Here is a 24,453-nt window from a genome sequence, read left to right on the forward strand (position 1 = left end):
CATGCTTGAGTTTGCAGCCAGCAACTGGGTCGTACGCGCGCTCATCCTTGCCGGGGTTTTCGGACTTGTCGCATTACTCGTCTTCATTCTGAGCAATGCCACATCGCGCAAGATGCGGGTCAACAAGGAACTCGCGGCGATTTCGGGCGAAGGCGGCCGGAGTTCAAACGAGTCCCTTCGCCGTCAACGAAACGAGGGCATGTGGACAAAACTGGTCCGTAGGATCGAAGGCGCAGGCCTAAACCTTGGAGATACAGACGAGAGCGAAATTGCAAAACTGTTGCGCTCGGCAGGTTATCTCTCTCCGTCTGCTCCTCGCATCTACACGCTGGTTCGCCTGCTGCTGGTTTTCATCGTACCCGGCATCTACATCTTGCTCGCCTTGATGCAGGCAGAGCCGCCAACGATCATGCGGCTTTATTTCACTTCTGCAATACTTGCTCTGCTTGGCCTCTACATCCCGAACCTGTTCGTCCGGGCGAAGGCCGATCGCCGTCGAACCGAAATCATCAACGGGTTTCCGGACTGTCTGGACCTGATGCTGGTCTGCGTAGAAGCCGGTCTAGGTCTTGAATCCACCCTTGATCGTGTCGGTAGGGAAATGGCCACGAGTCATCCTCGAATTGCCGGCATGATTTTGGAAACGACATTACTCATGCGCGCAGGCGCAAGCCGCGAAGACGCACTCCGTAAATTTGGCGAAACGAGTGGGGTCGATGAGATTCGATCATTCTCGACGCTCCTCATCCAGTCTGACAAGTTGGGGACCAGCTTGGCGACTACTCTGCGAGTCTATGCTACTGAGATGCGCGAAGCGCGCCGTCTTCGGGCCGAAGAGAAGGCGCACCGCCTTCCCGTCCTGCTCTCCATTCCACTAGTCGTTTTCATGCTGCCGGCAATGATCGGTGTGCTCACGCTACCTGCTATCGTCCTGACAATTCGGGAAGTTCTGCCAACCATGGCTGGAGAAAACTGACATGAACACCTCTATCCGCATCGCGACAATTGCACTGACGGCGCTCAGCCTGTCCGGCTGCCAGAGCTTCACCAGCGCCCTGGGCTTTGGTCCGAAAGACGGTGGCGCACGCGCGGAAGCGAGCCAATCGGTCTTCGGATCCGAAGAACTCGAACGCGGCCGTCAGGCGCTCAAAGCAGGTTATCCGGCGAACGCGATCCAGCAGTTCCGGCTGGCTGCTCTCGATGAAAAATCGGCACCCGACGCCTTCAACGGACTCGGCGTTGCTTATGCGAAACTCGGGCGAGCCGACCTTGCCGAACGCTATTTCCAGATGGCAGTTTCACTCGACGGCACCAATCCGAAATATGCGGCGAACCTGCAGCGTTTCTATGATTCTCCACTCGGCAATTCCGCTCGGGCACTCGCCATGCGCGAAAAGGAAACCGAGGCAAAGCTTGCCGACCTGGCGGCTTCGGCAGAACAACAGGGACTTCTTGACGATGCGAGCGAGGTCGCGCCGCGTAGCGCAGCAGCCATCGCCAAGCCCGCAGCCCTCCTGACACGCACCTCCAAGCGCGAGATTATCTTGCGAACTGCACCTGCCAGCGGCCCTATCGGCAGCCTCGCGACGGTTATCACCCGCATGTCTTCCACGGATAGCAAGACACCGGCCAAGGTCGCCGAAGCGAATCAGGCGGGTACAGACGAACAGGCACAGGATGCTGAACGCAAAACGAGTTCGAAGCAGATCACCATGTCGAAAGGTGCCTCGGACAAAAATTATCCGGTCCGTATCAGCCTGATCAGCCCGGCATCGCAGAAGAAACAGCGCCCAGCACGCGCTGCCTATCCGCTGCGCGTCGCTCTTAATTCTTCGCAAATCGAGGAATAAGCCTTGGAACCTTACTGGCCGGCGGGCCTGACGCTCCTTCTCGTGATTGGGGCGATCATGGATATCAAGGAGCGGCGCCTGCCGAACTGGCTTGCGTTGGTGCTCTTCGTTTACGGTCTAGCGTTTGCATTTATCGATGCCGGTCTGGCCAATCTCGGCTCGCATGCAGCCCATGCGGTAATTGCCCTACTGGTCGGAATGGGTTTGTTTGCGATCGGAGCTTTCGGTGGCGGCGATGCCAAATTCTATGCCGGAACGGCTGCGTTTTTTCCGCTCGGAATGGGAATCAAGCTGTTCGTGAGCGTCGCGATCATCGGTGGCATTCTCGTCATCATCTGGATGATCGGACGCCGATTGCCCGGGATTGCCAAGCCCAAGGAAGAGCGGACCAAGGGACAGTTTCCCTATGGGGTCGCAATAGCTTCAGGCGCAATTGCGCTCGTCTGGTCGACCTACCTGACGCAGCCGCCTCTGCCTGGCCTTCAATAGGGCGGGAAGTGTCATGCCAGGCGAGATCGTGAATTGAGCTATTCCGATCGCCAATCTCGGCCGTCCATCTGGGCCGAAAACGCTGCCGAACACTGGCAAAGGATTCTGTTGGCGATCGGGATTGCCTTTGCCGCAAGCCTGCAATTCGCTTGGCCTCCCATGCCATCCGGTACTTTCACGAAGACCGAAAATTCGGACCCTGTGCTTCCAGGCTACCCCTTGCGCGTAGCCCTGCCCGATGCAGAACCGCTGCCTACCGAAGAGCTCGCAGGGCTGATCGCCGACCATACCGCCCCTGCTGGCAACGCAAGCGAGACGGAACGCGCGAGCCCAAGCGCAAGCAATCGCGATTTGGCGCGGATTGCCGACAAGGAACAAAGCTTGGCATTTGCCTCGCCAGTCCAACTGAGACCGGGCGAGTTCATATCGGTCGATTACGACATCGGAACGCTTGAACCGGTGTCGGAAAAACTCGATCGGAAAGACGGGAGCCTGACCGTCAGCAAACCGCTGCTCGTCGATGGTGTCGCTGCGGGTAGCGCCACCATCCGTATCGAAGAGGGTGCGCAGATCCTGATTTCAGCATCCGCTGTGGCCAAGGCCTTGGGTCCCAAAGCGGACAAGCTGCCGAAGAGGATCAGCACAGCGCTTGCGAAAGGGAGCGGATTCATCCCGTTCTATGAACTGCGCGGCGCAGGTATTTCCGTTGTCTATGATCCGGTGCGTGACCGGGTCGCCATGTCGACGCCTTCGTAACCCGCGCAATTACTCGGAAAGGTGCGCGACCAGCGTCTTCACCTTCTTCTGGCGCCATTGCGGCAAAGGAGCGACCAACCAATATGCGCGGCGCCCCGGATCCGGCCCTTCAAGAATGTCGAGCTTCCCCGCATCAACCGATTCCTTGACCAACAGGTAGGGAAGGATTGCACGGCCCATTCCGGCCACGGCCGAACTCAAAGCCTGACCGGGATTGCCGGCCTTGATCGTCGCCCGCTCACCTTCCGGCAAGCCGACGCCGGGCCATTCGATCCAGACGTCCGGCGCACCCTTGGCAGCGACAACCACTTTCTGAGCGGGTGCGAGTTCGATCCCTTCGAGTTCACCCGGACCGTCGACGAGCCGGATGGCAACGTCGAGGTTCGCTTCGGTGAAGTCCGCATTTTCATCGGCGACCAGGTGGAATTGCGCCGTTGGATTCGCAGACTGAAAGCTTGCAAGCCGCGGAGCCAGCCACTGCGCATAGAATTCGCGCGGCACGGCAATCGTGTATCGGTCGGATGCCTGGCCTGCCTGCATCGACTGGACGCTTTCCTCGAATTTGAGGAAACCTTCGCGCAGGGCGTCGAGACCGGCGCATCCTTCCGGCGTAAGCTCCAGCCCCTTGCTCGTGCGGCGGAACAGCACCACGCCAAGGTGATCCTCAAGCGCCCTTATCTGCTGTCCGACAGCAGCGGGCGTGACCGCCAGTTCATCGGCAGCCCGCGTGAACGAGAGGTGCCGGGCAGCGGCATCGTAGACGCGTAGCGCGTTGAGAGGCAGGTGGGTCCGTTTCATGGTCTGCGCGATTTAGGCCGGGAAACGCCAAGGCTCAAGCCCGCAAACCATAGTGTCCTGAATCAACAGGTTCAGTCGGCCGTGGCAGGCGCAGCAAGCGGGAAGAACGGAATGCGCACTTCCAAGCTGGAGCCGTCTTCGCGCTGGAAGGTATAAAATCCTTCCATCGATCCATGCGGTGTCGCCAATGGGCAGCCTGAAACATAATCGTGGCTTTGTCCGGGCTTCAGCAGGGGCTGTTCGCCCACCACACCCTCGCCATCGACATGGTTCACCATCCCGCGTGCGTCGGTGATCCGCCAATGACGGGTCTTGAGCTGGATTTCTTCGTGTCCGCCATTTTCTATCCGCACGTGATAGACCCAGAACCACTTGCCCGCTTCGGGGTGGGACTGTTCCGGAAGGAAGTTCACTGCGACCCGCACAGTGACACCTTCGGTGATGGCAGCGTGTTGAAACAGCTCTTTCATGACCACATCAAGGTAACAATTTCAGGTCCAGCTACAAGAGCAGGAGGGGAGTTAATCCACGCTGTATCCACCCCTCAAAGCCCAAAAACGCGGGCTTTTGCGATCAGCCGACCCGGTCGAGCTCGGCTTCAATCTGTTCGAGCCGTTCCTTGCCGAAGAACATTTCGTCACCGATAAACACGGTGGGAATGCCGAAAGCGCCACGCTCCACCGCATTTTCGGTGTTGGCGAACAATCCCTCCTTCACCTCGTCGGTCTGCGCACGCCTGAACAGGTCTTCGACGTCGAAACCTCCCGCCGCAACTGCAGCACCGACCGCTTCGGGATCGGTAACGTCGAGACCCTGTTCCCAAATCTTGGGCAGAAGCGTCTCTACGAACTGGACGCCGCGCCCATCCTGATCGGCAGCAAAAAGCATTCGCTGCAACAGTATGGAATTGAATGGAAAATTCGGATTCATCTTGAAATCGGACAGCTCGTGCTTGCGTACGAAGCGCTCCAGCTCGAGCATCGCATATTCGTTCTTCCCCTTCACCTCCCGGTCCCGGATCATCGGCGGGGCATTGCCGGTCAGCTTGTGCATTCCGCCAAGGAAGACCGGAAGCACGTCCAGCTCCGCCCCCGTACGGCGAATGATGTCGCGCATCGGCCACCAGATCAGGTAGGCATTGGGACTGACGAAATCGAAAAGTAGCTGGGCGCGCGCGGTCATTTTGGCTCTCCACTGGTGGTTTTTGTCGAGTGGCACGCTGCCAGCGCCGCTGCAAGACACTGTTTCGAAGCGGTCGGCGTGGTTAAATTCGCGTGAACCGCAAATGCTTCGAATTCCTTAGCTTGCCCTAATGCAATCTCCGCATGTTGATAAAGGTCTCAGGGGATTCACAGGCATGCGCAAGCTCGTGTCCAGTTTCATCAGGAAGTTGCGCGAAGACGTACGCGGCAACGTCCTGATCATCTCGGCAATCGGCGCAGCATCGATGGTCGGCGCGGCAGGCGTCGGCGTGGATACCGTGCAGTGGTACCTTTCCAAGCGCCAGCTCCAGCAGGCGGCCGACTCCGGTGCACTTGCCGGCGCTCTCAACCATTACAAGGGTTTCGCAATCACCGATGCTGCGACCCATGAGGTCGATCGCAACTACGTCGATCCCTTCACCATCGTGCGCATCGTAAACCCGCCGCAGGAGGGCGATTACAACGGTGACACCAGCGCCATCGAGGTGGTCGTCACCGCGAGCCGCGCCCTGCCCTTCTCCGGTATTTTCCTGACCCAGCCGCCCACGATCCGCGTCCGCTCCGTTGCAAAGACCGTCGCAGTCGGCAAACCTTGCGTCCTCGCAACCGCGACCGACGGTATCGGGGTCGATGTCTTCGGTAATGCCCTGGTCGATCTCGATTGCCCGGTCGCATCCAACTCGCCCGAGGGCGTTTCGGTGGATGTTGGCGGTACAAGCTACCTCGACACCAACCTGATCATGAGCGTCGGCGGGATCGATTACGGCAACGGCAATATTAATCCGAACGCGGGCATCGTCCCCTATGGCCTCGAGGTCGAGGATCCGCTTGCCAGCCGCGGGTTGACCCCTCCGTCGACGCCCAGCGGTTGCACGCAGAATAATTTCGGCGTGAGGCCAAGTCAGAACCTGACCATCGGACCCGGCCGCTACTGCAACGGCTTCGATGTAAAGGGAACGCTGCGGATGAACCCGGGCATCTACATAATCGACCGCGGCACGTTCAAGATCAACGCAGGCGCCAAGATCGTCGGAGAAGGCGTGACCATCGTGCTCACCGGCAGCACCTCCAGCAATGTGGCGACAATCCAGATCAACGGTAGCGCCGAGCTCGATCTGCGCGCACCGACAGAGGCTGAAGCGACCGCTGCTGGCGACGCCGATTGGGCAGGTATCCTGTTCTATCAGGACGAGATGGGGGACGGGACGCAGCACACCTTCAACGGCGGCGCGGATATCGACCTCAATGGCGTGATCTACATGCCGACAGCTGACATCACCTACAACGGCGGTGCCACGCAGGATGCCCAGTGCCTCCTGCTGATCGGCGAGCGGGTCAGGTTCGGAGGCAGCAACAAGATAGAGAACAATTGTAGCGACGAGATCGAGGCTATCGATACCTCTGCCAAGGTCGTGAGGGTCGTCGAATGACAATGCACCTGCGTACACTGGCGATACTGAAGGACAGTCGTGGCTTCGGCGCGATGGAACTCGGCCTGTCGCTGCCATTCCTGATGCTGCTGTGCCTCGGAATGATGGATGCCTCGACCCTCATCGGGACGAAGATCGATTACGAGCAGGCAGCCCAGCGCACGACCGACTTTGCCTTTGCCAACAGGCCGAACGGCACCAATACGGCGAAATATGTGACCGAGGCCAAGAACGCAGCCGATGTCAGCGCGCAGGATGTCGACGTCGATATCTTCCTCGAGTGCGACGGCGTTCGCCAAGACAATTTTGGCGACACATGCGCTGCCGGCGAGATCACCGCCCGCTTCGTCAGCGTCGAGATTTCCAAGCAGGTCGAAACCCACTTCGATTGGGCCGGCCTTGCCCACATGATCGGCTTCACCGCCTTCCCCAGCCGGATCACCGTGACCGGCGACAGCCTGGTGCGTTTCCAATGATGTTTCGCAAACTCGGCCGCGACCAGCGCGGCAACGCAACCATCGATTTCGCATTCGCGTTTCCGGTCCTGCTGACGATCATGCTCGGTACGCTTCAGATGGGACAGTACCTCCACACCTCGGGAGCGCTGCGTCATGCCCTTGGCGAAGGCGTCAGGCTCGCCAAGGTAGATCCGACTGCTTCTACGACGCAGATCGAACGTGAAGTGCGCGACGAACTGGTCGCGATCGACAAAGACAATATCCTGAGCCTGAAGGCAACGCGCGGCACGTCGAACGGCGCGAAATACAGCCGCATCGCGATCCGCTACAAACTCGAGCCCATGATCCCGCTGATCCCGGTCCCGCCGATCACGGTCAGCGAGGAAAAAACCGTCTGGTTGCCGGTCTGACCGGCCCTTCGGAACGTCGCTAGAACCCGGCCTTTTCCAAGGCCTGGCCCATATCATCGACAAGGTCTTCGATATCCTCGAGGCCGACGTTGATACGCAGCAGTCCTTCGGTGACGCCCATTTCTTCGCGCGCATCGGCCGTCATGCCGGCATGCGTCGTGCTCGCCGGATGACACATCAGGCTGCGGGCATCACCGATATTGTTCGAGATATCGATCAGTTCGAGAGCGTCGAGCAAGGCAAAGGCCTTCTCCCGGGTGCCCACATCGAATGCGAAGATCGGCCCGGTCGCGACCATCTGGGTCACCGCCATCTGGTGACGCGGGTGGCTCGCGAGGCCGGGATGCAGCATGCGCGGCACGCGGTCTTCGATAGCCTTGCCGAGCGCGACGGCGTTTTCACTCTGACGCAATGCACGCAGAGAAAGCGTCTCCAGGCCCTTCAGGACGACCCAGGCGTTGAACGGCGAGATATTCGGCCCCGTGTTGCGCTGGAACGGCAAAAGCAGCTCGTCGATGAATTGCTGGCTACCGCATACGGCGCCTGCCAGGACCCTTCCCTGACCGTCCATCAGCTTGGTCGCGGAATAGGCGACGACGTCCGCACCGAAATCGAGCGGACGCTGCAGGGCACTGGTCGCAAAGGCGTTGTCGACAACGGTCGTAATGCCTTTCGAGCGCGCCAGCCCGCAGACGCATTCGAGATCGACGACGTCGAGGGTCGGGTTGGCCGGAGTTTCGAAGAAGAATACCTTGGTATTGGGCCTGATCGCCGCTTCCCACGCGGCATTGTCGGTACTGTCTATCACGCTTGTTTCAATACCGAAGCGCGGCAAAAGATGATCGAGTAGCCAGCGGCAGGAACCGAATGCAGCGCGCGCACCGACGACATGATCACCGGCAGAAAGCTGGCACAGCAGCGCTGCCGTCATCGCGGCCATACCGCTTGCTTGCGCGCGGCATGCCTCTGCACCTTCCATCAGCGCAATACGTTCTTCCAGCATGGCGACTGTCGGGTTCTGCAGGCGCGAATAGGTCATGCCGTCCGCCTCGCCCGCAAAGCGATCCGCAACGGTCTGCGCATCGTCGTAAGTGTAGCCCGAACTGAGGAACAGCGCCTCGCTCGTCTCGCCGTGTTCGCTGCGCCAGGTCCCTCCGCGAACTGCCTGTGTCGCAGGCCTCCAGCGCTTGGTGATGGCGCGGTCCATGCCGGTTGTCTTCTTCATAGCGCCTGCCGTTTAGGCGGGCACCGGCAGGGCGGCAAGCGTAATGCCATTGGGATCGGAAAAGCTGGCCTTGCCGATGAACGACCTGACCACTAAGCGTCTGTTTCGATGAGTCAGGCCCCTGCCCAGCCCCGCGATCCGCTTGGTGCCAGCCTCGCGCTGTCTTTCGCTTTCGTTTTCCTGGCGGCAATTCGCCTGACGACGCCGTCCACACCCTATTTTGATGAAGTTCATTACCTGCCAGCAGCGCGCGAGCTGCTGGTCAGCGGATTGTACATCAACCGCGAGCACCCGTTGCTCGGCAAGGAAATCATCGCACTCGGCATTGCGATCTTCGGCGACGAACCACTTGGTTGGCGCATCTTCCCGCTGATCGCCGGTGGCATCACCTTGTTTGCCAGCATGCGCGCGATGTGGTTCGCCAGCCTTTCCCGCTTTTCGACGCTGTCCTTCGGCGTGCTGATGGCCACCGGCTTCATGCTGTTCGTGCAAAGCCGCATCGCCATGCTCGATATCTTCATGGCGGCATTCATTGCGATCGCAGCCTGGCAATTCGCCGGAGCAATCCGCGAGCCCGAAACAGGGCGGCGGAGACTGATCGCGACCGGCATCGCGCTGGGCTGTGCGATGGCGTCGAAATGGAACGCCATCCCCCTCGCCGTAATGCCCGGCATCGCTTTTTTCATCGCAAGGCTTTCCGCCGGGCGTCGTCGGCTCCTGACGAGCAAGCGCGGCATCCCTGTCCCGGGCATATCACTACTGGAAGCTTTCGCGTGGCTCGGAGTCGTCCCGCTGGCAGTCTATGCCGCGACGTTCATCCCTGCGGAATCCTTCCGCGATACCCCCTTCGCCACCCACGGGCTGGTGGCATTTCACCGCGAGATGCTCGCGCTCCAGACGCAAGTCCTCCAACCCCACCCGTACCAGTCGACATGGCCGGAGTGGGTGCTCGACTTGCGGGCAATCTGGTATCTGTACGAGCCGGTCGATGGGGCGCAGCGCGGCATCTTGCTGCTGGGCAATCCGTTGACAATGCTGCTTGGGCTGCCGGCGCTGGGCTGGTGCGCCTGGACAGGCTGGCTACGCCGCGACTGGGCGCGGCTCGGCGTGGTTATCGGTTATCTCGCCAGCCTCGGCCTATGGCTCGTGGCGGACAAGTCGGTGCAGTTCTACTACCACTATTTCCTGCCGAGCTTCTTCCTGCTCGGCGCGCTGGCTCTGGCCCTGGATGCCTTGGCGGAAGCCGGAAGGCGCAAGCTTTCGCTGGGGGTTCTGGCCGCCAGCATCGCAATATTTGTCTATTTCTATCCGATCCTGTCGGCAGCGCCGCTAGAGAACGCGCAAAGCTTCCTCAACTGGGCATGGCTCGAAGGTTGGCGATAATCGCCGGATGGCTCAATAGCGGCCCCAGACAAACCGGCTCGACAAGGCGTAGTTCCAGACCGACCCGACAATGATCCCGGCAAGTGCGGCGATGAACCAATACAGGCCGCGGGATTCCAGCAGGGTTGCCACAGCCACATTGGCAAAGCCGCCGACGGCGCAGGTAAGGCAGAAGCCTGCCCATCCCTTCAGCACGGCGCTCGTGCCTTTCAGGCGCTGGTCGCGATAGGTGAGCCAGTTGTTGAGCCAGAAGTTGAAGCTCATCGCGCTGAGGACCGCAATCGCCTGCGCAACGGTGAAGGCTTCGCCCACCCAGAACAGGATCAGCGACAGCACAGCCATGTGAACCACGACGCCCATTGCACCGACCGTGCCGAACAGCGCAAAACGTGTCGGGATCACCTTGCCGAAGGTTTTGTCATAAAGACCGGCGAGGAAATCGAATGCGATGGCCCGATCGAGCTTGCTCTCGCCTTCGCGGCGTGCGGAAAAGTTCAACGGAAATTCCTTTACCTTCATCGGCTTGTCCGATGTGGCCAACAGGTCGAGAAGGATCTTGAAGCCAATGCCCGACAATCCCGGTACCAGCTTTCGTGCGGTGTCGGACGACAACATGAAGTAGCCGCTCATGGGGTCGGAAAGTTCGACGCCGGTCAGCTTGCGGGCTAGCGCATTGGCAGCGCCCGACAGCTTTTCGCGATCGGGTCGGCCCCATTCCTCCATGCTCGCACCTTCAGCGAAACGCGACGCCACCGCGACCTCGCCTTCGCCCGATTTGAGCGCATCGAGCATCAGCGGCAGCAGCGCCGGATCGTGTTGGTGGTCCGCGTCCATCACAGCGCAATAGGGCGCGGCGGTTGCACAGAACCCTTCGATAGCAGCGCTGGCAAGGCCACGGCGGCCGATGCGCTGGATCACGCGGACACGCGGGTCGATAAGAGCGATCCGGCGTGCCTCGTCAGCAGTTCCATCAGCGGAATTGTCGTCAACGATCAGCACTTCCCAGCCGCCCTGGCCAAGTGCGGCTTCGATCCGCTCTACCAGCGGAGCAAGATTGCCGCGCTCGTTGAGCGTGGGAAGAATGATAGCCAATTCGAGCACTTGCGCGGTGCTAGCGCCCGATTTTGCAGCTTCGGGATGGGTCATGTCCATGACAGACCCGATTAGAGCGCAAACCTCAAGATATGCTTACCATTTTGGTAACCACGGCATCGCCGATTTCAGTCGTGGTAGCGGACCCGCCGAGGTCGCCGCCGCGAACGCCGTCTGCCAGTACTTCGGCGACGGCGCGCTCGATCCGCTCTGCATCAGCCTCGCGCCCCAATGAATGACGCAGGAGCATGGCGAGCGAGAGCATGGTCGCCATCGGGTTCGCAAGGTTCTTCCCTGCAATGTCCGGCGCGCTGCCATGGATCGGTTCGTAAAGTCCGAAAGTGCCGTAATCGGTCTGACGCTCGCCAAGCGCCGCACTGGGCAGCAGGCCGATCGATCCGACGCACATGCTGGCCTGGTCGGACAGGATGTCGCCGAACAGGTTGCCGGTGACGATGGTATCGAAATTGGCCGGCGCCTTGACCAGCTGCATGGCCGCATTGTCGACATACATATGGTCGAGCTCGACATCGGGATATTCGGCCGACACCTCTATCATCACGTCTCGCCAGAGCTGGCTGGTTTCGAGCACGTTGGCCTTGTCGACACTGGTCAGGCGGTTCTTGCGCGTTTGCGCTGCACGGAAAGCGGTGTGAGCGATGCGGCGCACCTCGCTTTCGGCATAGGACATCATGTCCCAGCCTTCGCGCTGTCCGTCTTCTCGCACCCGGGTGCCCTTGTCGCCGAAGTAAACGTCGCCATTGAGCTCTCGAACGATCAGTACGTCGATCTCGCGAGCGATCTCGGGCTTGAGCCCGCTCATGTGTTCGAGGCCGGGGAAAGCCGTCGCCGGGCGCAGGTTTGCAAACAGGCCGAGAGCGGCACGCAGGCCGAGTATCGCCTGTTCCGGACGCAGGTGCCGTTCGAGATTGTCGCAGGACGGGTCGCCGACCGCACCGAACAGTATGGCATCGCTGCTGCGCGCCAGTTCGAGTGTGGCCTCCGGCAGGGGATGGCCCTGGTTGCGATAAGCCGTCGCACCGACTTCGCCATGTTCGACCTCGAGACCCGGCAATTCCAGCAACTCGAGCAGGCGCAGAGCCTCGCGGGTTACTTCCTGGCCGATGCCGTCTCCTGGCAGAACTGCAATTTTCACGAGGCTTTTCCTAGCTAAGCATGCGGGCCAATCTTTCCCGCAGCAGGTGCCTCGCCGCAATAACATCGCCTCGCTTGTCGGCAAGGAGGTAGCGGGCAAGAGGTCCTTCAAGCCGGTCAAACTTTGCTAACATCGCTTGCAGGTCATCATCGTGCTCGGGGCGTTCCCCGCCGTAGCCGAGTTCACGCAGAAGCAGGACTTCGAAGCTGACCAGTGCAGGCAACCACCCCCTTGCCGAAGGTGCTTCGCAAACCGCGCCGAGAACGGCCGACAACGCCTGATAGAGCGCGGGATAGGGGTTCCGTTCGGGCAATGCGGTCGCGGTGACTGCACAAAGCCACGATATCGCGGAAGCAGGCAGCGGCTCTGTCAGCCAGGGGCCACGGCTTTCCACCAGCTCCAGCTTGGCAAAGGGCAACTGGCTTTCGGATTTCGAGCGCAGTTCGACTTCGACCAGATTGCCCGGGATCATCACCGGGCGAAGCTGCCGCCCGCGTCCACCCGCGACATAACCGGCGACGAGGCCATGCTCTTCGGTCAGCATGCGCGCGATAGAGGCCGTCTCCCCATGGGGACGTGCAGCAACGAGGATGGCAGGTGCGCGCAGGTTCATTGCGCGCGGATCTTACTTTCCGGCGAGCCTGGCTTCCAGCGCCTCGATCCGGGCCAGCAAGGCTTCGTTTTCCTCACGAGCCTTCTGCGCCATCAGCTTGACGGTGTCGAATTCCTCGCGGCTGACGAAGTCCATGCCGCCCATCGCTTCCTTCATCCGTTCGCGAGCGCTTTCGCGGGCTTCGCGGGTCATACCGGCAAAGGTGCCAGCCGCGCTGTTGGCGAGCTTGGCGAAATCGGCGAGCAATGTGTTCTGGCTTTGCATGGTCTCTATCTGGTTGCGGCGCCCCAAAAGGGCAAGTGGGATTCAGATCGCGATCCGCTGTGAGGCAGACGTGGCCGTGCCATGGCCGCCGTCGGGATTGGCTTGCAGGAACTGGTAGTTCAGCAACGTCGCGAACAGCACCCACGCAAGATAAGGCAGCAGCAGCAGCCCGGCAATGCGCCGAACCCGCCAGAACGCCCAGATCACGACGAGCAGCGTCAGGTCGATCGCCACCAGCAGGTAGAGCGCGCCCTCGATGTTCTGACTGCCGAAAAACACCGGCGACCACGCCAGGTTGAGCGCGAAGTGGACGAGGAAGATGGTCACTGCGATACCGCGACCGCGAGCGCCCCACGCACTGCAAACGAAGGCGAAGGCTAAGCCGATCATGATGTAAAGAACGGTCCAGACGATCCCGAACCATTTAGGCTCTGGATAGATATCCGGCTTAACGAGACCCTGGAACCACGCGGTGTTGGGGCTGCCCAGCTGACCGGCAAGGAAGCCGAGGAGCACGACGAGAGGCACGGTAAAGAGAGCCCAGCGCAAGAAACTGGCGCGCAACTGACCACGTGACGCAATAACGTTCATCAAATCTCCCCGCGGTTATCGTTAGTCGATTCGCGTATGATTTTCCGTTGGCTTGGCGATACACGGCTCGCAAGCCCTCGCCAAATACCGTGTCAAACAGGGTCACCGCGTTTTGCGGAAATCAGGAATTCGATATTGCCTTCCGGGCCTGTGATCGGGCTTTCGACGATGCCCTCGACCGTCCAGCCGATGCCGGTCAGCCAAGCGCGGACTTCGTCGCAGACGCGGGCGTGCAAGGCAGGGTCGCTGACGACGCCCTTCTTGCCGACTTCCTCGCGCCCGACCTCGAATTGCGGCTTGATCAGCGCGAGCAGCCGGCAATCCGGCGCAGCCAGATTCAGCGGCGTTTCCAGCACCTTGGAAAGGGAAATGAAGGAAGCGTCGCAAACGACCCAGCTGCAAGGCCGGTCGATCATGTCCGGCGTCAGGATGCGTGCGCTGGTCTGTTCGAGCACAGTCACACGCTCGTCCTGGCGCAGCTTCCAGGCGAGCTGGTTGGTGCCGCTGTCGACCGCGAAAACATGCTTCGCGCCTTTTTGCAGCAGCACGTCGGTAAAGCCGCCGGTCGAACTGCCGATGTCCATTGCGGTAACGCCCGATGGGTCGAGCCCGAAATGCTCGATCGCATGAGCCAGCTTTATCCCGCCGCGGCTAACCCAGGGATGGTCGCGCCCACGCACTTCCAGCGGGATATCCTCGGCCAGCTGCTGTCCGGGTTTTGCCACCTTCGCCTCGCCCGCAAATACGACCCCTGCCATGATCAGGGCCTGCGCGCGGCTGCGGCTTTCAACCAGCCCGCGATCGACCAGCATCTGGTCGACACGGCGTTTCTTCGCTTTTTTCAATGCATCGGACATGGACCCGAAAGGCGTTAGCGCGCATTAAAGCGGTATGAAACAGATCTATGCGCATTTTGCCGGTGCCCTCGCCCTGACTTTCACGATAGCGGCTTGCGCCCCTGCGCCGGTCCCGACGCCTGCGCCCGCGCCTACGCCGACACCAACGCCGGTGATGACATCGGCTCCGGTCGTGCAGCGAACCTACGAGAATTTCCTCGATGCGCCGCAGACGGCAGGCGACTGGTCCTATCGCAGCGACAGTACCGGCAGCATGGCATCCTTTGGTCAGGGCAGTTCCGGCGCGCGGTTCGCCTTGCGCTGCATTCCCACATCGCGGCAAATCATCCTGATGCGCGCAGGGCAGGCGAGCGGACCGGTAGTTTTGCGTATCCTGACAGAAACAGGACCGCGCAGCCTGACCGGGACACAGGACAAGGATGCGCTCCCGATCATCGCGGTTACCCTGCCCGCCAGCGACCCTTTGCTCGATGCAATGGCGATCACCAAGGGACGCTTTGCGGTCGAGACCGAAGGGATGGAAACGCTCTACATCCCCAGCTGGGCTGAAATTACCCGGGTGATCGAGGATTGCAGGCCATAAAAAAGCGCCCTCGGGGGCGCTCGGCAACAGCGCTCAATTCTGACGTGGGAAAACTTTTTTTCAAGCCTTGTTTTCGCGACTCGACTGACTCAAATTGACACCTGAGGCCAGCGGCGAAACGCGGTTCTCGGCCCCCGGTGAAACGGTGTGGGTCTTGGCTCAAAAGCGCGAAAGGAGGTGATCCGATGTCTCATGGTTCAGTAGAGAGGTCGGCAAGTTTCCGCGCGGAGCACTATCGGTAACATCTTTTACCCTTAGAGGCTTCGTGAGCGGCGCTTACCGCCGCTGACCATGAAAGGGCGTTTCCACCTACGGGCGTGGAAGCGCCCTTTTCATTTTGGTCGCTACAAAATCTTGCCCTGCCAGCCGTGCCGCGATACGCGCGGTCACATGGAATTCGAGCACATCCCCCATCCCGCCCCGACCGCGGACGACGCGCGCGAACAGGCCATAGCCAACCCCGGCTTCGGTACGGTGTTCACCGATCACATGGCTGTGGTCGATTACGACGCGGCAAAAGGCGGCTGGTACAGCGCAACCCTGGGTCCGCGCCAGCCGATCGCGCTCGATCCGGCGGCAAGCGTGCTGCACTATGCGCAGGAAATTTTCGAAGGGATGAAGGCATACCGTCTTGCCGATGGCTCGATGGGTCTGTTCCGCCCGCTGGAGAACGCACGGCGCTACAACGCATCGGCGCGGCGCATGGCGATGCCCGAACTGCCCGAAGAGCTGTTCCTCGAATCCGTGCGCCAGGTCGTCGATGCCGACAAGGACTGGTTCCCCACGGTCGAAGGCGGCTCGCTCTATATCCGTCCATTCATGTTTGCCTCGGAAGCGTTTCTGGGCGTGCGCCCGGCGACGCAATACAAGCACATCGTGATTCTCAGCCCCGCCGGAAACTACTTCAAGTCCGGCTCGCCGGCGGTCAGCATCTGGGTATCCGAATATAGCCGCGCTGCACCCGGCGGAACCGGCGCTGCCAAGACCGGCGGTAACTATGCCGCCAGCCTCGTTCCCACCGGCGAAGCCTTTGCCAAGGGGCACGACCAGGTGCTGTTCCTCGATGCTGTCGAGAAGAAGTGGATCGAGGAACTGGGCGGCATGAACCTGTTCTTCGTCATGGATGACGGCCGCGTCATCACTCCCCCGCTTACCGGCACGATCCTGCCTGGCATTACCCGTGACAGCCTAATCACGCTGCTGCGCGAGGAAGGGCTCGAAGTTTCGGAAGAAATGTACTCGCTCGACCAGTGGCGCGATGATGCGCAGTCGGGCAAGTTGGTCGAGACGATGGCGTGCGGCACCGCAGCCGTGGTCACGCCAGTCGGCACGGTCGAGGGGACGAACGGCAAGTTCAACATCGGCAATGGCGGCCCGGGTGAACTGACCAGCAAGATCCGCGCAAAGCTCGTCGGCATCCAGCGCGGCACGGTCGAAGACACCCACGGCTGGGTGACGAAGCTGGATTGATAGGATGACGGAAACTCCGCCGATCACCGTCGCGGCCCTGTATCACTTCACGCCGTTTGCAGACCCGGCCGCGATCCGTGGCCCGCTGCTCTCCTTGTGCGAAGAAGTCGGTACGCGCGGCACCCTGCTGCTCGCCCGTGAAGGCATCAACGGCACCATCGCAGGCAGCGAGAATGCCATTGCCCAGGTGCTCGGCCATATCCGCGCGCTTCCGGGATGCGCTGATCTCGAGGTCAAATTCTCTTACGCCGACCAGATGCCCTTCAACCGCATGAAGGTGCGGCTGAAGAAGGAAATCGTGACCATGGGCGAACCGGACATCGATCCGACGCTTTCGGTCGGTCACTACGTCGATGTGCAGGACTGGAATGCGTTGATCTCCGATCCGGACACGATCGTGATCGACACACGCAACGATTACGAGGTTGCGATCGGTACCTTTCAGGGCGCGGTCGATCCGGAAACCGCCAGCTTCCGTGATTTTCCCGAATGGTTTCGTGAACACCGGGACGAATTGCTCGAGGGCAAGAAGAAAGTCGCGATGTTCTGCACCGGCGGAATTCGCTGCGAGAAATCGACCAGCTTCCTGCGCAAGGAAGGGATAGACGACGTCTATCACCTGAAGGGCGGCATCCTGAAATATCTGGAGGAAGTGCCAGCCGATCAGAGCCTGTGGGATGGCGAGTGCTTCGTTTTCGATGAGCGCGTTTCGGTCGGCCACGGGCTGGAACAGGGCGACTACACGCTCTGCCGCGCCTGCCGGAGGCCGCTGACAGCAGGGCAGCGCGCGTCCGACGACTACGTCGAAGGCATCAGTTGCCCGCTTTGCGTGGACGAGCGGACAGAGGAACAGCGCGCCCGCTATGCCGAACGACAGAAACAGGCCGAGCTCGCGAAAAAGCGCGGCGAACGTCACGTCGGCGCCGACAGCGCCAGCAGGAAGTGACCGCGCTTACGATCCTCTATTCCTTTCGCCGATGCCCTTATGCGATGCGCGCACGCATGGCGCTATGGATCAGTGGAACACGCTGCGAGCTGCGCGAGGTGAAGCTGGCAGACAAGCCTGATGCCATGCTCGAAGCATCGCCGAAGGGGACCGTGCCCGTCGTGATGTTGCCGGACGGCCAAATTATCGACGAAAGCATCGACGTGATGCGCTGGGCGCTTGGCCGAAACGATCCCGAGGGGTGGCTGGCGGGTGATGACCGCGAACTGCTCGCGCAAGTCGATGGTCCGTTCAAGCACCACCTCGACCGCTACAAATACTTCACGCGGTATGACACCGACCCGCAAGAGCATCGCTCGGCTGCGCTGGACATCCTGAGATCGCTGGACAAGCGGTTGGCGAAGAACGGGCAGCTATGCGGCCCCCAGCGTACCCTCGCCGACATGGCGACATTCCCTTTTATCCGCCAGTTCGCGAACCATGACCGCGCATGGTTCGAGGCGCAGGCATTGCCGCATCTTCATCCCTGGCTAGCCGGGCACCTTGCCTCCGAAATCTTCGCCACGATCATGGCCAAGCATGTTCCGTGGAAATCCGGAGACGAACCGGTGCTGTTCGCTTCCTAGAGCGGCGGCAGGCCTTCGGACAGTTCTGCCAGCCACACATCCGCCACCGCATCGCTTGGTGCGCGCCAGTCGCCTCGCGGGCTCAGCGCGCCGCCTGCGGAAACCTTTGGCCCATTGGGAATCGCGCTGCGCTTGAACTGGCTGAAAGCGAAAAAGCGGCGCAGGAATTTCTCCAGCCACTGCGCAATCGTCGCCAGCGTGTAGGCGTTCTTCTCGTCATCGGGGAACCCCGCAGGCCATAAGCCCGCCTCGGCATCTTTCCAGGCGTGCCAGGCGAGGAACGCGATCTTGCTGGGCCGCTGCCCCCAACGAATCGTGTGATGAAGGAAAAAGTCGTTGAGCTCGTAAGGGCCGATGATGCTTTCCGTGCTCTGGATTTCGCCTTTCGCGTCGGCAGGAACGAGCTCTGGCGAAATCTCTGTATCTAGGATCGACATCAGCACCTTGTCGGTCGCCTTGTCGAACTGCTCGGTGCCGACCGCCCAACGGATGAGGTACTGGATCAGGGTCTTGGGCACGCCCGAATTGACCGCATAGTGACTCATCTGGTCGCCCACCCCGTAGGTACACCAGCCGAGCGCCAGCTCGCTCAGATCGCCGGTGCCGATAACGAACCCCGAATAGTGTCCGGCAAGGCGGAACAGATAATCTGTCCTAAGGCCTGCCTGCACATTCTCGAATGTGACGTCATAGACCGGCTCTCCGTCGGCGAAGGGGTGGTCCATATCCTCGAGCATGCGGGTCGCCGCCGGCCTGATGTCGATCTCCTCGGCCGTGATGCCAAGCGCCTCCATCAGCTTCCACGCGTTCGACTTGGTGTGATCCGACGTACCGAAACCGGGCATGGTGTAGCCACGGATCGTGCTGCGCGGCAGGCCCAGCCGGTCGCAGCATTTCGCCGCGACGATCAGGGCATGGGTGGAATCGAGCCCACCCGACACGCCGATGACCATGCATTTCGCATGGGTTGCCTCGAGCCTGCGCATCAACCCGTCGACCTGGATGTTGAATGCTTCGTAGCAATCTTCATCCAGCTTGTTCTGGCGATTGGGCACAAAGGGGAAGCGGCGGATGGGCCGGATCAGGCCGCGATCTTTTGCATGAGAGGCAAGCGAGAATGTCACTGTGCGGAAGCTGTCTTCCGGCCGGCCCGCTGCTTCGGCCGCGTCGTTGAAGGTCTGCATACGCTGGCGCTCCGCGACGAGCCTTTCACAATCGACGTCCGCAATCGACAGTTCGGCATCAAGGCTGAAACGCTCGCTTTCTGCCAGCAGATCTCCAAGTTCATAGGTCATGCCCTGACCGTCCCACGCGAGATCGGTGGTGCTTTCGCCGTGGCCGCTGGCGGAATAGACATAAGCGCAGACCGCGCGCGAGCTCTGCGCACGGGCCAGCAAATGTCGTTCGTCCGACTTGCCGATGGTGATGTTGGAAGCGGAGAGGTTGGCGATGACGGTCGCACCCGCCAATGCGCCGGTGGTCGAAGGCGGCGTCGGCGACCAGTAATCCTCGCAGATCTCGACGAAGATCTTGCAACCCGGCAGGTTGTCGGCAGAAAAAATCAGGTCGGTTCCGAACGGGACTTCGCTTCCGGCCACGGTGATCGTCTTGCCCTGGATCGACCGTCCATGCGCGAACCACCGCTTCTCGTAGTACTCGCGATAATTGGGTAAGTAGCTTTTCGGGATAACGCCGAGCAGTTCACCGCCTGCAATCGCAAGCGCGCAATTGTAGATGCGATCATTGTGGCGCAGGGGGGCGCCCACCAGCAGGCAAGGTGCAAGTTCAGCGCTCGCGGCAACGATCTTCGCCACGCCCTTTTCCGCGGCATCGAGCATGGCGTTCTGAAGATGCAGGTCGTCAATCGCGTAGGAAGAAATGCAGAGTTCGGGATAAACCACCAGGTCCACGCCTGCATCATGAGCCCGCCGCGCCTCTGATATTATGCCCTCTACATTGTAATCGACGTCGGCAGTGCGCGTGCGCGGAGTGGACGTCGCAACCCTCAGGAAACCGTGCTTTCTCAGATCGTAAAAGGCGTGATTGCGATTGTCGGCCGACATTGAGCGCTTCGATCTTGATGCAGAGCCGTCACTGCCGACAGGCTCGAGCCAGTCGCTCGGCTCGCAGATGCCGAGCTCGGCAAGTTTCTTCTGGACCTGCGCGCGGGCAATACGTCCCTTCGCCTCCCAGCCATAAACCGTCCTGCTAGGCCACGGGTCGCCATATTGCGCGCCGAATTCCTCGGCTGAGAGCGGTGGATTGTGCGCTTCGCGCCACTTGCGAATCTTGAGACCTGCCAGATGCATAGGTGAATGAGTATCCCTAAAGGATACATGAAGCAAGAATTATGCGGCGAGTAGCTCTGCCGAACTCGGGCATTTTTCCAACAAGGCGATCAGACCGCGCTCCGCCCGCGTCAGCCATCGGGTCGCGCGCGGCAAGTCAGTCTCACCACGCCAATCTTCCTGCCGATCGACGAGTTCGATCACGGCGGGATGGATATAGCTCTTGCGGGCGATTGCAGGCGTATTACCCAGCTTGTCCGAAACGCAGTCCAGCAGCGCGCCGATCGTGATCGGATCGCTCGCATCGTAAAGGCATTCGAACCCCGTCACGCTGGCGTGCCAGGTCCGGAAATTCTTGGCGGTGAAATCGTCGCCCATCGTTTCGCGCAAATACTCGTTCACATCGCACGAAGCGACTGCCTGGTGCTCGCCCTCGTCATCGACATATTTGAACAGGTTTTGTCCGGGCAGATCCTGCATCCGCCGGATGACCTTGGCGAGGCTACCGTCGGTCAAAACGACTTCGCGCTGCTTGCCGCCCTTCCCCTTGTACCGCAGTCTCAGAGTCTTGCCGGTCAGCTCGGCGTGCCGCTGCCTCAGGGTCGTGGCGCCAAAGCTCTTGTTGCGCTGCGCGTAACCCTCGTTCCCGATCCGCACGGCACCCAGATCTAGAAGGCGTACGACGCTCGCAATCGCGCGCTCACGCGTCAGCTTCCGGCCAGCAAGGTCGTCTTCAACACGCTTGCGCACCAGCGGCAACAGATTCCCGAAGGCGAGGCAGCGGTCGAATTTCTCGCTTTCGCGCTGGAGACGGAAATCGGGATGATAACGGTACTGCTTGCGGCCGCGCGCATCATATCCTGTCGCAAGGATGTGCCCGTTCGGGGCGGGGCAATACCATTCGTCGGTATAGGCAGGCGGCAGCGCGATGGCGTTCAGCCGCTTGCGCTCTGCATCGTCCGTAATCAGCCTTCCTTGCGGATCGTAATAGGCAAATCCCTTGCCCGCACCGCGCCGCGAAATGCCCGGCAGACTGTCGTCCACAAAGATAAGTTTTTCCATAGCTTGTTGGAAATGCGCTGGCGTCATTTCGGTTTCCGACAAGCGATCGTTTCAGATTTGACACTGCTTCTTGGCTTGCAGCCAGTCCTGCCGGCGCCCAGATTGGCTGCCATAAAGAACATGATCCAAGCGGAGCCAGCGATGTCCGACAATACCTATACCCCGCCCCCGGTCTGGAAATACGACAACCAGGACGGCGGTCGCTTCACCGGCATCAACCGGCCGACAGCTGGCCCCCGCGAAGAACGCGACCTGCCTGTGGGAGAACATCCCTTCCAGCTCTATTCGCTCGCGACGCCAAACGGCGTGAAGGCGACCGTCATGTTCGAGGAATTGCTCGAAGCCGGGCACAGCGGGGCGGAATACGACGCCTGGATCGTCAACATCATGGAAGGCGACCAGTTCACGAGCGGCTTTGTCGATATCAACCCCAATTCGAAGATTCCGGCGCTGCTCGACCGGAGCGGTGACAAGCCTTTCCGCATCTTCGAATCCGGCGCGATCCTGGTTCACCTGGCGGAGAAATTCGGCGCTTTCCTCCCGACCGATCCTGCCGCCCGTGCAGAGGTGTTGAGCTGGGTATTCTGGCAGGTCGGCACGGGGCCATTCATCGGCGGCGGGTTCGGTCATTTCTACGCCTATGCGCCGGAAAAATGGGAATACCCCATCAACCGCTATGCGATGGAGGCTAAGCGTATCTTCGACGTCGCCGACCGCCAGCTGGGTGAAACCCGCTTCCTCGCAGGCGACGAATACACCATTGCCGACATTGCGAATTGGCCGTGGCTATCGCCCTTTGTTTACAACGCGATCTACAACGACGCGGGCACGTTCCTCTCGATCGCAGAATACGAAAATCTCGTCAGGTGGGCGAAAGAGATTGCAGCACGTCCCGCCGTCCGTCGTGGCCGGATCGTCAACAGAAGCTGGGGCGAAGACGACGAAAAGCTGCTCAATCGCCACGGCGCGAGCGATTTCGAGGGCAAGAAATACTGAGCCTGGCTAGCTGGCCCGACTTGGGGCTTCACATTGCGGGACAGGGCGCTATAGGGAGCGCCCCGCCTGCATGGCGGCCTGCTGGGGTGTAGCCAAGCGGTAAGGCACCGGTTTTTGGTACCGGCATGCGCAGGTTCGAATCCTGCCACCCCAGCCACCTTCACAAGATGCTCTGGAATTCGCGGCGGATCGCGTCAGCGCACTTCGAGCGCGGGTTGCGGGTTATTCGGCACGAGTATCATCGTGTTGCCTTCGACCCGCCAGGAATGAAGCCGCGAAAGAAGGTTCATCCCGATCACGTTGGTATCGCCAAAGGCTGGCGAGGTGACGACGTCCAGTCCCCGCGCAGCCACATTGCCGAACCTGATCTCGCCCGCCGTTGCTACCTGTGCTGCGACCGCGCCATTGGCAGTACCGATGGAAACCGGGATCCCGCCACGGCGCGGTTCCAGCCCGGCTTTTTGCGCAACGTCGTTCGAAACAGCAGTTACCGTCGCGCCGGTATCGACCAGGAAATCTGCCGGAATGCCATTGATTTCTGCGCGCAGCCAGAAATGGCCATCGGGCGCGAGCGCAATCCGCGTTTCGCCGCCTTCCACGGTCTGCTCGGGCAAGCCTAGTTGGGGCACCGCGATGTCGAGACGTGGATCGAAGCGGGAAAGCTGCAGCACCACGGTTACGAGGATGCCGGCCAGTACCACCGTGCTGCCGCCCCTGATAAGGCGGCCCATCGGTATCTTGCGCTTGATCAGCGCGGTGCCGATCCAGCCTGCGACCATCGCGACGATTGCGAGCATCAGAAGCTCGCTGCGCGGGATTGCCCCGATCGACACGACGATATTGTCCCAGAGGTTCTGCAAAGACATGATGGCAATATAGGAAGCGCGCCCTTCAGCGTCCATGAACGCCGCGAAAAATCAGGGAGCGCTTCTAGGGATGGTCGCTTCTGCCAGGATCAGCGAAAAACGCTCTTCTGTATCCAGCCATCGGCGGATCGGGGTCCACCCGCCCGCAAGCAGCAGCGTGGTTGATGTGCGCCGTTCGAACTTGTGGCTGTTTTCGGTATGGATGCTTTCACCCCGCTTCATGGCAAAGCGGCGGCCGGACACTTCAAAGGACATGTCCTCCTGCGCGACGAGATGCATTTCGATCCTCGCGAATTCATCGACCCAGCGCGCTTCATGCGCAAGCAGGTCCTCGGGAATATCGCCATCAAGCTCGCGGTTGATCCGCGTCACGAGATTGCGGTTGAATTTCGCAGTTACGCCCGCTGCATCGTCATAGGCGGCTTCGAGAATTTGGGGATCCTTGATCAGATCCATCCCGATCAGCAGCTTTGCCCCCTCACCCAATGTCTCGCGCATCGAACGCAAGAGATCGACCGAAGTACGTGCGACCATGTTTCCGATGGTCGATCCGGGGAAGAAGCCGACTTTCGGCAGCCCCGAAACTTCGTCGGGCAAGGCGACCTGTCGCATGAAGTCCGCCTCTACCGGATAGACCGGCAGCCCGGGAAACTTGGCCGACAGTTGCTTCGCCGATGCGCGCAGGAAATCGCCCGAAATATCGAGCGGGACATAAGCGCCCGGCGCGATGCAATCGAGCAGGATCGGGGTCTTCACCGAACTTCCCGAACCGAATTCGACCACTGCCGAGCCCGGTGCGATAAGCGCGACAAATTCGGCACAGCGTGCGCGGAGAATCTCTGTTTCCGCGCGTGTCGGATAATATTCGGGAAGCTGCGTGATCTCTTCGAACAATTGCGATCCGGTCTCGTCATAGAACCAGCGTGCCGGTATCGCCTTTTGCTCTTGCGTCAGCCCTTCCAGCACATCGGCGCGAAAGGCGTGATCGACGCCGTCATCGTCCAGGTCGACGAGGGCAATACCCTTGCTGGATGTCATGAAT

General features: G+C 60.6%; 27 protein-coding genes and 1 tRNA gene. 14 read left to right on the forward strand and 14 right to left on the reverse strand.

Annotated features, from left to right (window positions below; genetic code table 11):
• The first annotated feature begins 1 nt into the window (after position 1).
• The 4 genes from AMC99_RS07670 to AMC99_RS07685 all read left to right on the forward strand — a co-directional run bounded on the left by AMC99_RS07670 (position 2) and on the right by AMC99_RS07685 (position 3,095).
• Positions 2 to 976 (forward strand): type II secretion system F family protein, encoded by a 975-nt coding sequence (locus AMC99_RS07670; protein WP_061924988.1) that lies wholly within the window; start codon positions 2 to 4, stop codon positions 974 to 976.
• Between the two features lies 1 nt (position 977).
• Positions 978 to 1,850: a hypothetical protein gene (locus AMC99_RS07675; protein ID WP_061924991.1), complete on the forward strand. Its 873-nt coding sequence runs from the start codon at positions 978 to 980 to the stop codon at positions 1,848 to 1,850.
• Between the two features lie 3 nt (positions 1,851 to 1,853).
• The gene (locus AMC99_RS07680) at positions 1,854 to 2,339 is read left to right on the forward strand and encodes an A24 family peptidase (protein ID WP_061924993.1); all 486 of its coding nucleotides are present in this window, start codon (positions 1,854 to 1,856) and stop codon (positions 2,337 to 2,339) included.
• A 159-nt stretch (positions 2,340 to 2,498) separates the two neighbouring features.
• Positions 2,499 to 3,095 carry a hypothetical protein gene (locus AMC99_RS07685; protein WP_157058279.1) on the forward strand — a complete coding sequence of 199 codons (597 nt, stop codon included), beginning with the start codon at positions 2,499 to 2,501 and terminating at the stop codon, positions 3,093 to 3,095.
• A gap of 9 nt (positions 3,096 to 3,104) precedes the next feature.
• Here AMC99_RS07685 and AMC99_RS07690 read toward each other — a convergent pair whose 3' ends face one another.
• The 3 genes from AMC99_RS07690 to AMC99_RS07700 all read right to left on the reverse strand — a co-directional run bounded on the left by AMC99_RS07690 (position 3,105) and on the right by AMC99_RS07700 (position 5,075).
• Positions 3,105 to 3,893 (reverse strand): LysR family transcriptional regulator, encoded by a 789-nt coding sequence (locus AMC99_RS07690; RefSeq protein WP_061924998.1) that lies wholly within the window; start codon positions 3,891 to 3,893, stop codon positions 3,105 to 3,107.
• Positions 3,894 to 3,964: 71 nt separating this feature from the next.
• Positions 3,965 to 4,363 (reverse strand): Co2+/Mg2+ efflux protein ApaG, encoded by a 399-nt coding sequence (gene apaG / locus AMC99_RS07695; RefSeq protein WP_061925001.1) that lies wholly within the window; start codon positions 4,361 to 4,363, stop codon positions 3,965 to 3,967.
• Between the two features lie 103 nt (positions 4,364 to 4,466).
• On the reverse strand, positions 4,467 to 5,075 hold the full coding sequence (locus AMC99_RS07700) for a 2-hydroxychromene-2-carboxylate isomerase (RefSeq protein WP_061925004.1): 609 nt from the start codon (positions 5,073 to 5,075) through the stop codon (positions 4,467 to 4,469).
• 175 nt (positions 5,076 to 5,250) lie between these two features.
• Between AMC99_RS07700 and AMC99_RS07705 the strand changes: the two genes are divergently transcribed.
• The 3 genes from AMC99_RS07705 (at position 5,251) to AMC99_RS07715 (ending at position 7,393) form a co-directional block, all read left to right on the forward strand.
• Complete coding sequence (locus AMC99_RS07705; protein ID WP_061925007.1) at positions 5,251 to 6,525, forward strand: pilus assembly protein TadG-related protein; 1,275 nt, start codon at positions 5,251 to 5,253, stop codon at positions 6,523 to 6,525.
• A complete protein-coding gene (locus tag AMC99_RS14140; RefSeq protein WP_198143498.1) occupies positions 6,522 to 7,001 on the forward strand; it encodes a TadE/TadG family type IV pilus assembly protein in 480 nt (159 codons plus the stop codon). Before AMC99_RS07705 ends, AMC99_RS14140 begins: the two co-directional genes overlap by 4 nt.
• 80 nt (positions 7,002 to 7,081) lie before the next feature.
• Entirely contained in the window at positions 7,082 to 7,393 is a 312-nt protein-coding gene (locus tag AMC99_RS07715) for a hypothetical protein (RefSeq protein ID WP_420805544.1), read from the forward strand.
• A gap of 19 nt (positions 7,394 to 7,412) precedes the next feature.
• Here the strand turns inward: AMC99_RS07715 and AMC99_RS07720 are convergent, their stop codons facing one another.
• Positions 7,413 to 8,618, reverse strand: coding sequence for a trans-sulfuration enzyme family protein (locus AMC99_RS07720; RefSeq protein ID WP_061925015.1), 1,206 nt, complete (start codon positions 8,616 to 8,618; stop codon positions 7,413 to 7,415).
• A 108-nt stretch (positions 8,619 to 8,726) separates the two neighbouring features.
• On the opposite strand from AMC99_RS07720, the gene AMC99_RS07725 reads away from it, so the two are divergent.
• The gene (locus tag AMC99_RS07725; protein ID WP_061925017.1) at positions 8,727 to 10,001 is read left to right on the forward strand and encodes a phospholipid carrier-dependent glycosyltransferase; all 1,275 of its coding nucleotides are present in this window, start codon (positions 8,727 to 8,729) and stop codon (positions 9,999 to 10,001) included.
• A gap of 12 nt (positions 10,002 to 10,013) precedes the next feature.
• Here AMC99_RS07725 and AMC99_RS07730 read toward each other — a convergent pair whose 3' ends face one another.
• From AMC99_RS07730 to AMC99_RS07755, 6 genes are all read right to left on the reverse strand, one after another.
• Positions 10,014 to 11,153, reverse strand: a complete 1,140-nt coding sequence (locus AMC99_RS07730; protein WP_061925019.1) for a glycosyltransferase — start codon at positions 11,151 to 11,153, stop codon at positions 10,014 to 10,016.
• 25 nt (positions 11,154 to 11,178) lie between these two features.
• Positions 11,179 to 12,249 carry a 3-isopropylmalate dehydrogenase gene (gene leuB / locus AMC99_RS07735; protein ID WP_061925022.1) on the reverse strand — a complete coding sequence of 357 codons (1,071 nt, stop codon included), beginning with the start codon at positions 12,247 to 12,249 and terminating at the stop codon, positions 11,179 to 11,181.
• Positions 12,250 to 12,259: 10 nt separating this feature from the next.
• On the reverse strand, positions 12,260 to 12,862 hold the full coding sequence (gene recO, locus AMC99_RS07740; RefSeq protein ID WP_061925025.1) for a DNA repair protein RecO: 603 nt from the start codon (positions 12,860 to 12,862) through the stop codon (positions 12,260 to 12,262).
• 12 nt (positions 12,863 to 12,874) lie between these two features.
• Complete coding sequence (locus tag AMC99_RS07745; RefSeq protein WP_061927830.1) at positions 12,875 to 13,126, reverse strand: accessory factor UbiK family protein; 252 nt, start codon at positions 13,124 to 13,126, stop codon at positions 12,875 to 12,877.
• Positions 13,127 to 13,168: 42 nt separating this feature from the next.
• Positions 13,169 to 13,717 (reverse strand): TspO/MBR family protein, encoded by a 549-nt coding sequence (locus AMC99_RS07750; protein WP_061925028.1) that lies wholly within the window; start codon positions 13,715 to 13,717, stop codon positions 13,169 to 13,171.
• A gap of 92 nt (positions 13,718 to 13,809) precedes the next feature.
• On the reverse strand, positions 13,810 to 14,529 hold the full coding sequence (locus tag AMC99_RS07755) for a TlyA family RNA methyltransferase (protein ID WP_157058368.1): 720 nt from the start codon (positions 14,527 to 14,529) through the stop codon (positions 13,810 to 13,812).
• A 79-nt stretch (positions 14,530 to 14,608) separates the two neighbouring features.
• Here AMC99_RS07755 and AMC99_RS07760 point away from each other — a divergent pair, with 79 nt between their 5' ends.
• The 4 genes from AMC99_RS07760 to AMC99_RS07775 all read left to right on the forward strand — a co-directional run bounded on the left by AMC99_RS07760 (position 14,609) and on the right by AMC99_RS07775 (position 18,199).
• Positions 14,609 to 15,157 carry a hypothetical protein gene (locus AMC99_RS07760; RefSeq protein WP_061925033.1) on the forward strand — a complete coding sequence of 183 codons (549 nt, stop codon included), beginning with the start codon at positions 14,609 to 14,611 and terminating at the stop codon, positions 15,155 to 15,157.
• A gap of 390 nt (positions 15,158 to 15,547) precedes the next feature.
• Positions 15,548 to 16,627, forward strand: a complete 1,080-nt coding sequence (locus AMC99_RS07765; protein WP_061925036.1) for a branched-chain amino acid aminotransferase — start codon at positions 15,548 to 15,550, stop codon at positions 16,625 to 16,627.
• A 4-nt stretch (positions 16,628 to 16,631) separates the two neighbouring features.
• Positions 16,632 to 17,573 carry an oxygen-dependent tRNA uridine(34) hydroxylase TrhO gene (gene trhO / locus AMC99_RS07770; RefSeq protein WP_061925039.1) on the forward strand — a complete coding sequence of 314 codons (942 nt, stop codon included), beginning with the start codon at positions 16,632 to 16,634 and terminating at the stop codon, positions 17,571 to 17,573.
• 56 nt (positions 17,574 to 17,629) lie between these two features.
• Positions 17,630 to 18,199, forward strand: a complete 570-nt coding sequence (locus tag AMC99_RS07775; RefSeq protein ID WP_232301351.1) for a glutathione S-transferase — start codon at positions 17,630 to 17,632, stop codon at positions 18,197 to 18,199.
• Here the strand turns inward: AMC99_RS07775 and AMC99_RS07780 are convergent.
• Together AMC99_RS07780 and AMC99_RS07785 are read right to left on the reverse strand one after the other, a co-directional pair.
• Positions 18,196 to 20,262, reverse strand: coding sequence for an NAD(+) synthase (locus AMC99_RS07780; RefSeq protein WP_061927832.1), 2,067 nt, complete (start codon positions 20,260 to 20,262; stop codon positions 18,196 to 18,198). The two genes, AMC99_RS07775 and AMC99_RS07780, sit on opposite strands and share 4 nt — an antisense overlap.
• Before the next feature lie 285 nt (positions 20,263 to 20,547).
• Positions 20,548 to 21,549, reverse strand: a complete 1,002-nt coding sequence (locus AMC99_RS07785) for a DNA topoisomerase IB (RefSeq protein WP_061925045.1) — start codon at positions 21,547 to 21,549, stop codon at positions 20,548 to 20,550.
• A gap of 141 nt (positions 21,550 to 21,690) precedes the next feature.
• Between AMC99_RS07785 and yghU the strand changes: the two genes are divergently transcribed.
• Positions 21,691 to 22,545 carry a glutathione-dependent disulfide-bond oxidoreductase gene (gene yghU / locus AMC99_RS07790; RefSeq protein WP_061927834.1) on the forward strand — a complete coding sequence of 285 codons (855 nt, stop codon included), beginning with the start codon at positions 21,691 to 21,693 and terminating at the stop codon, positions 22,543 to 22,545.
• Positions 22,546 to 22,627: 82 nt separating this feature from the next.
• Positions 22,628 to 22,702: transfer RNA gene (locus AMC99_RS07795), tRNA-Gln, on the forward strand.
• A gap of 37 nt (positions 22,703 to 22,739) precedes the next feature.
• On the opposite strand, the gene AMC99_RS07800 is transcribed toward AMC99_RS07795, so the two are convergent.
• A complete protein-coding gene (locus AMC99_RS07800) occupies positions 22,740 to 23,411 on the reverse strand; it encodes a retropepsin-like aspartic protease family protein (RefSeq protein ID WP_061927836.1) in 672 nt (223 codons plus the stop codon).
• Positions 23,412 to 23,462: 51 nt separating this feature from the next.
• Positions 23,463 to 24,449: an L-histidine N(alpha)-methyltransferase gene (egtD, locus tag AMC99_RS07805; RefSeq protein ID WP_061925048.1), complete on the reverse strand. Its 987-nt coding sequence runs from the start codon at positions 24,447 to 24,449 to the stop codon at positions 23,463 to 23,465.
• Between the last annotated feature and the right edge of the window lie 4 nt (positions 24,450 to 24,453).

The sequence above is a fragment of the Altererythrobacter epoxidivorans genome (assembly GCF_001281485.1).
Lineage (GTDB): Bacteria > Pseudomonadota > Alphaproteobacteria > Sphingomonadales > Sphingomonadaceae > Erythrobacter > Erythrobacter epoxidivorans.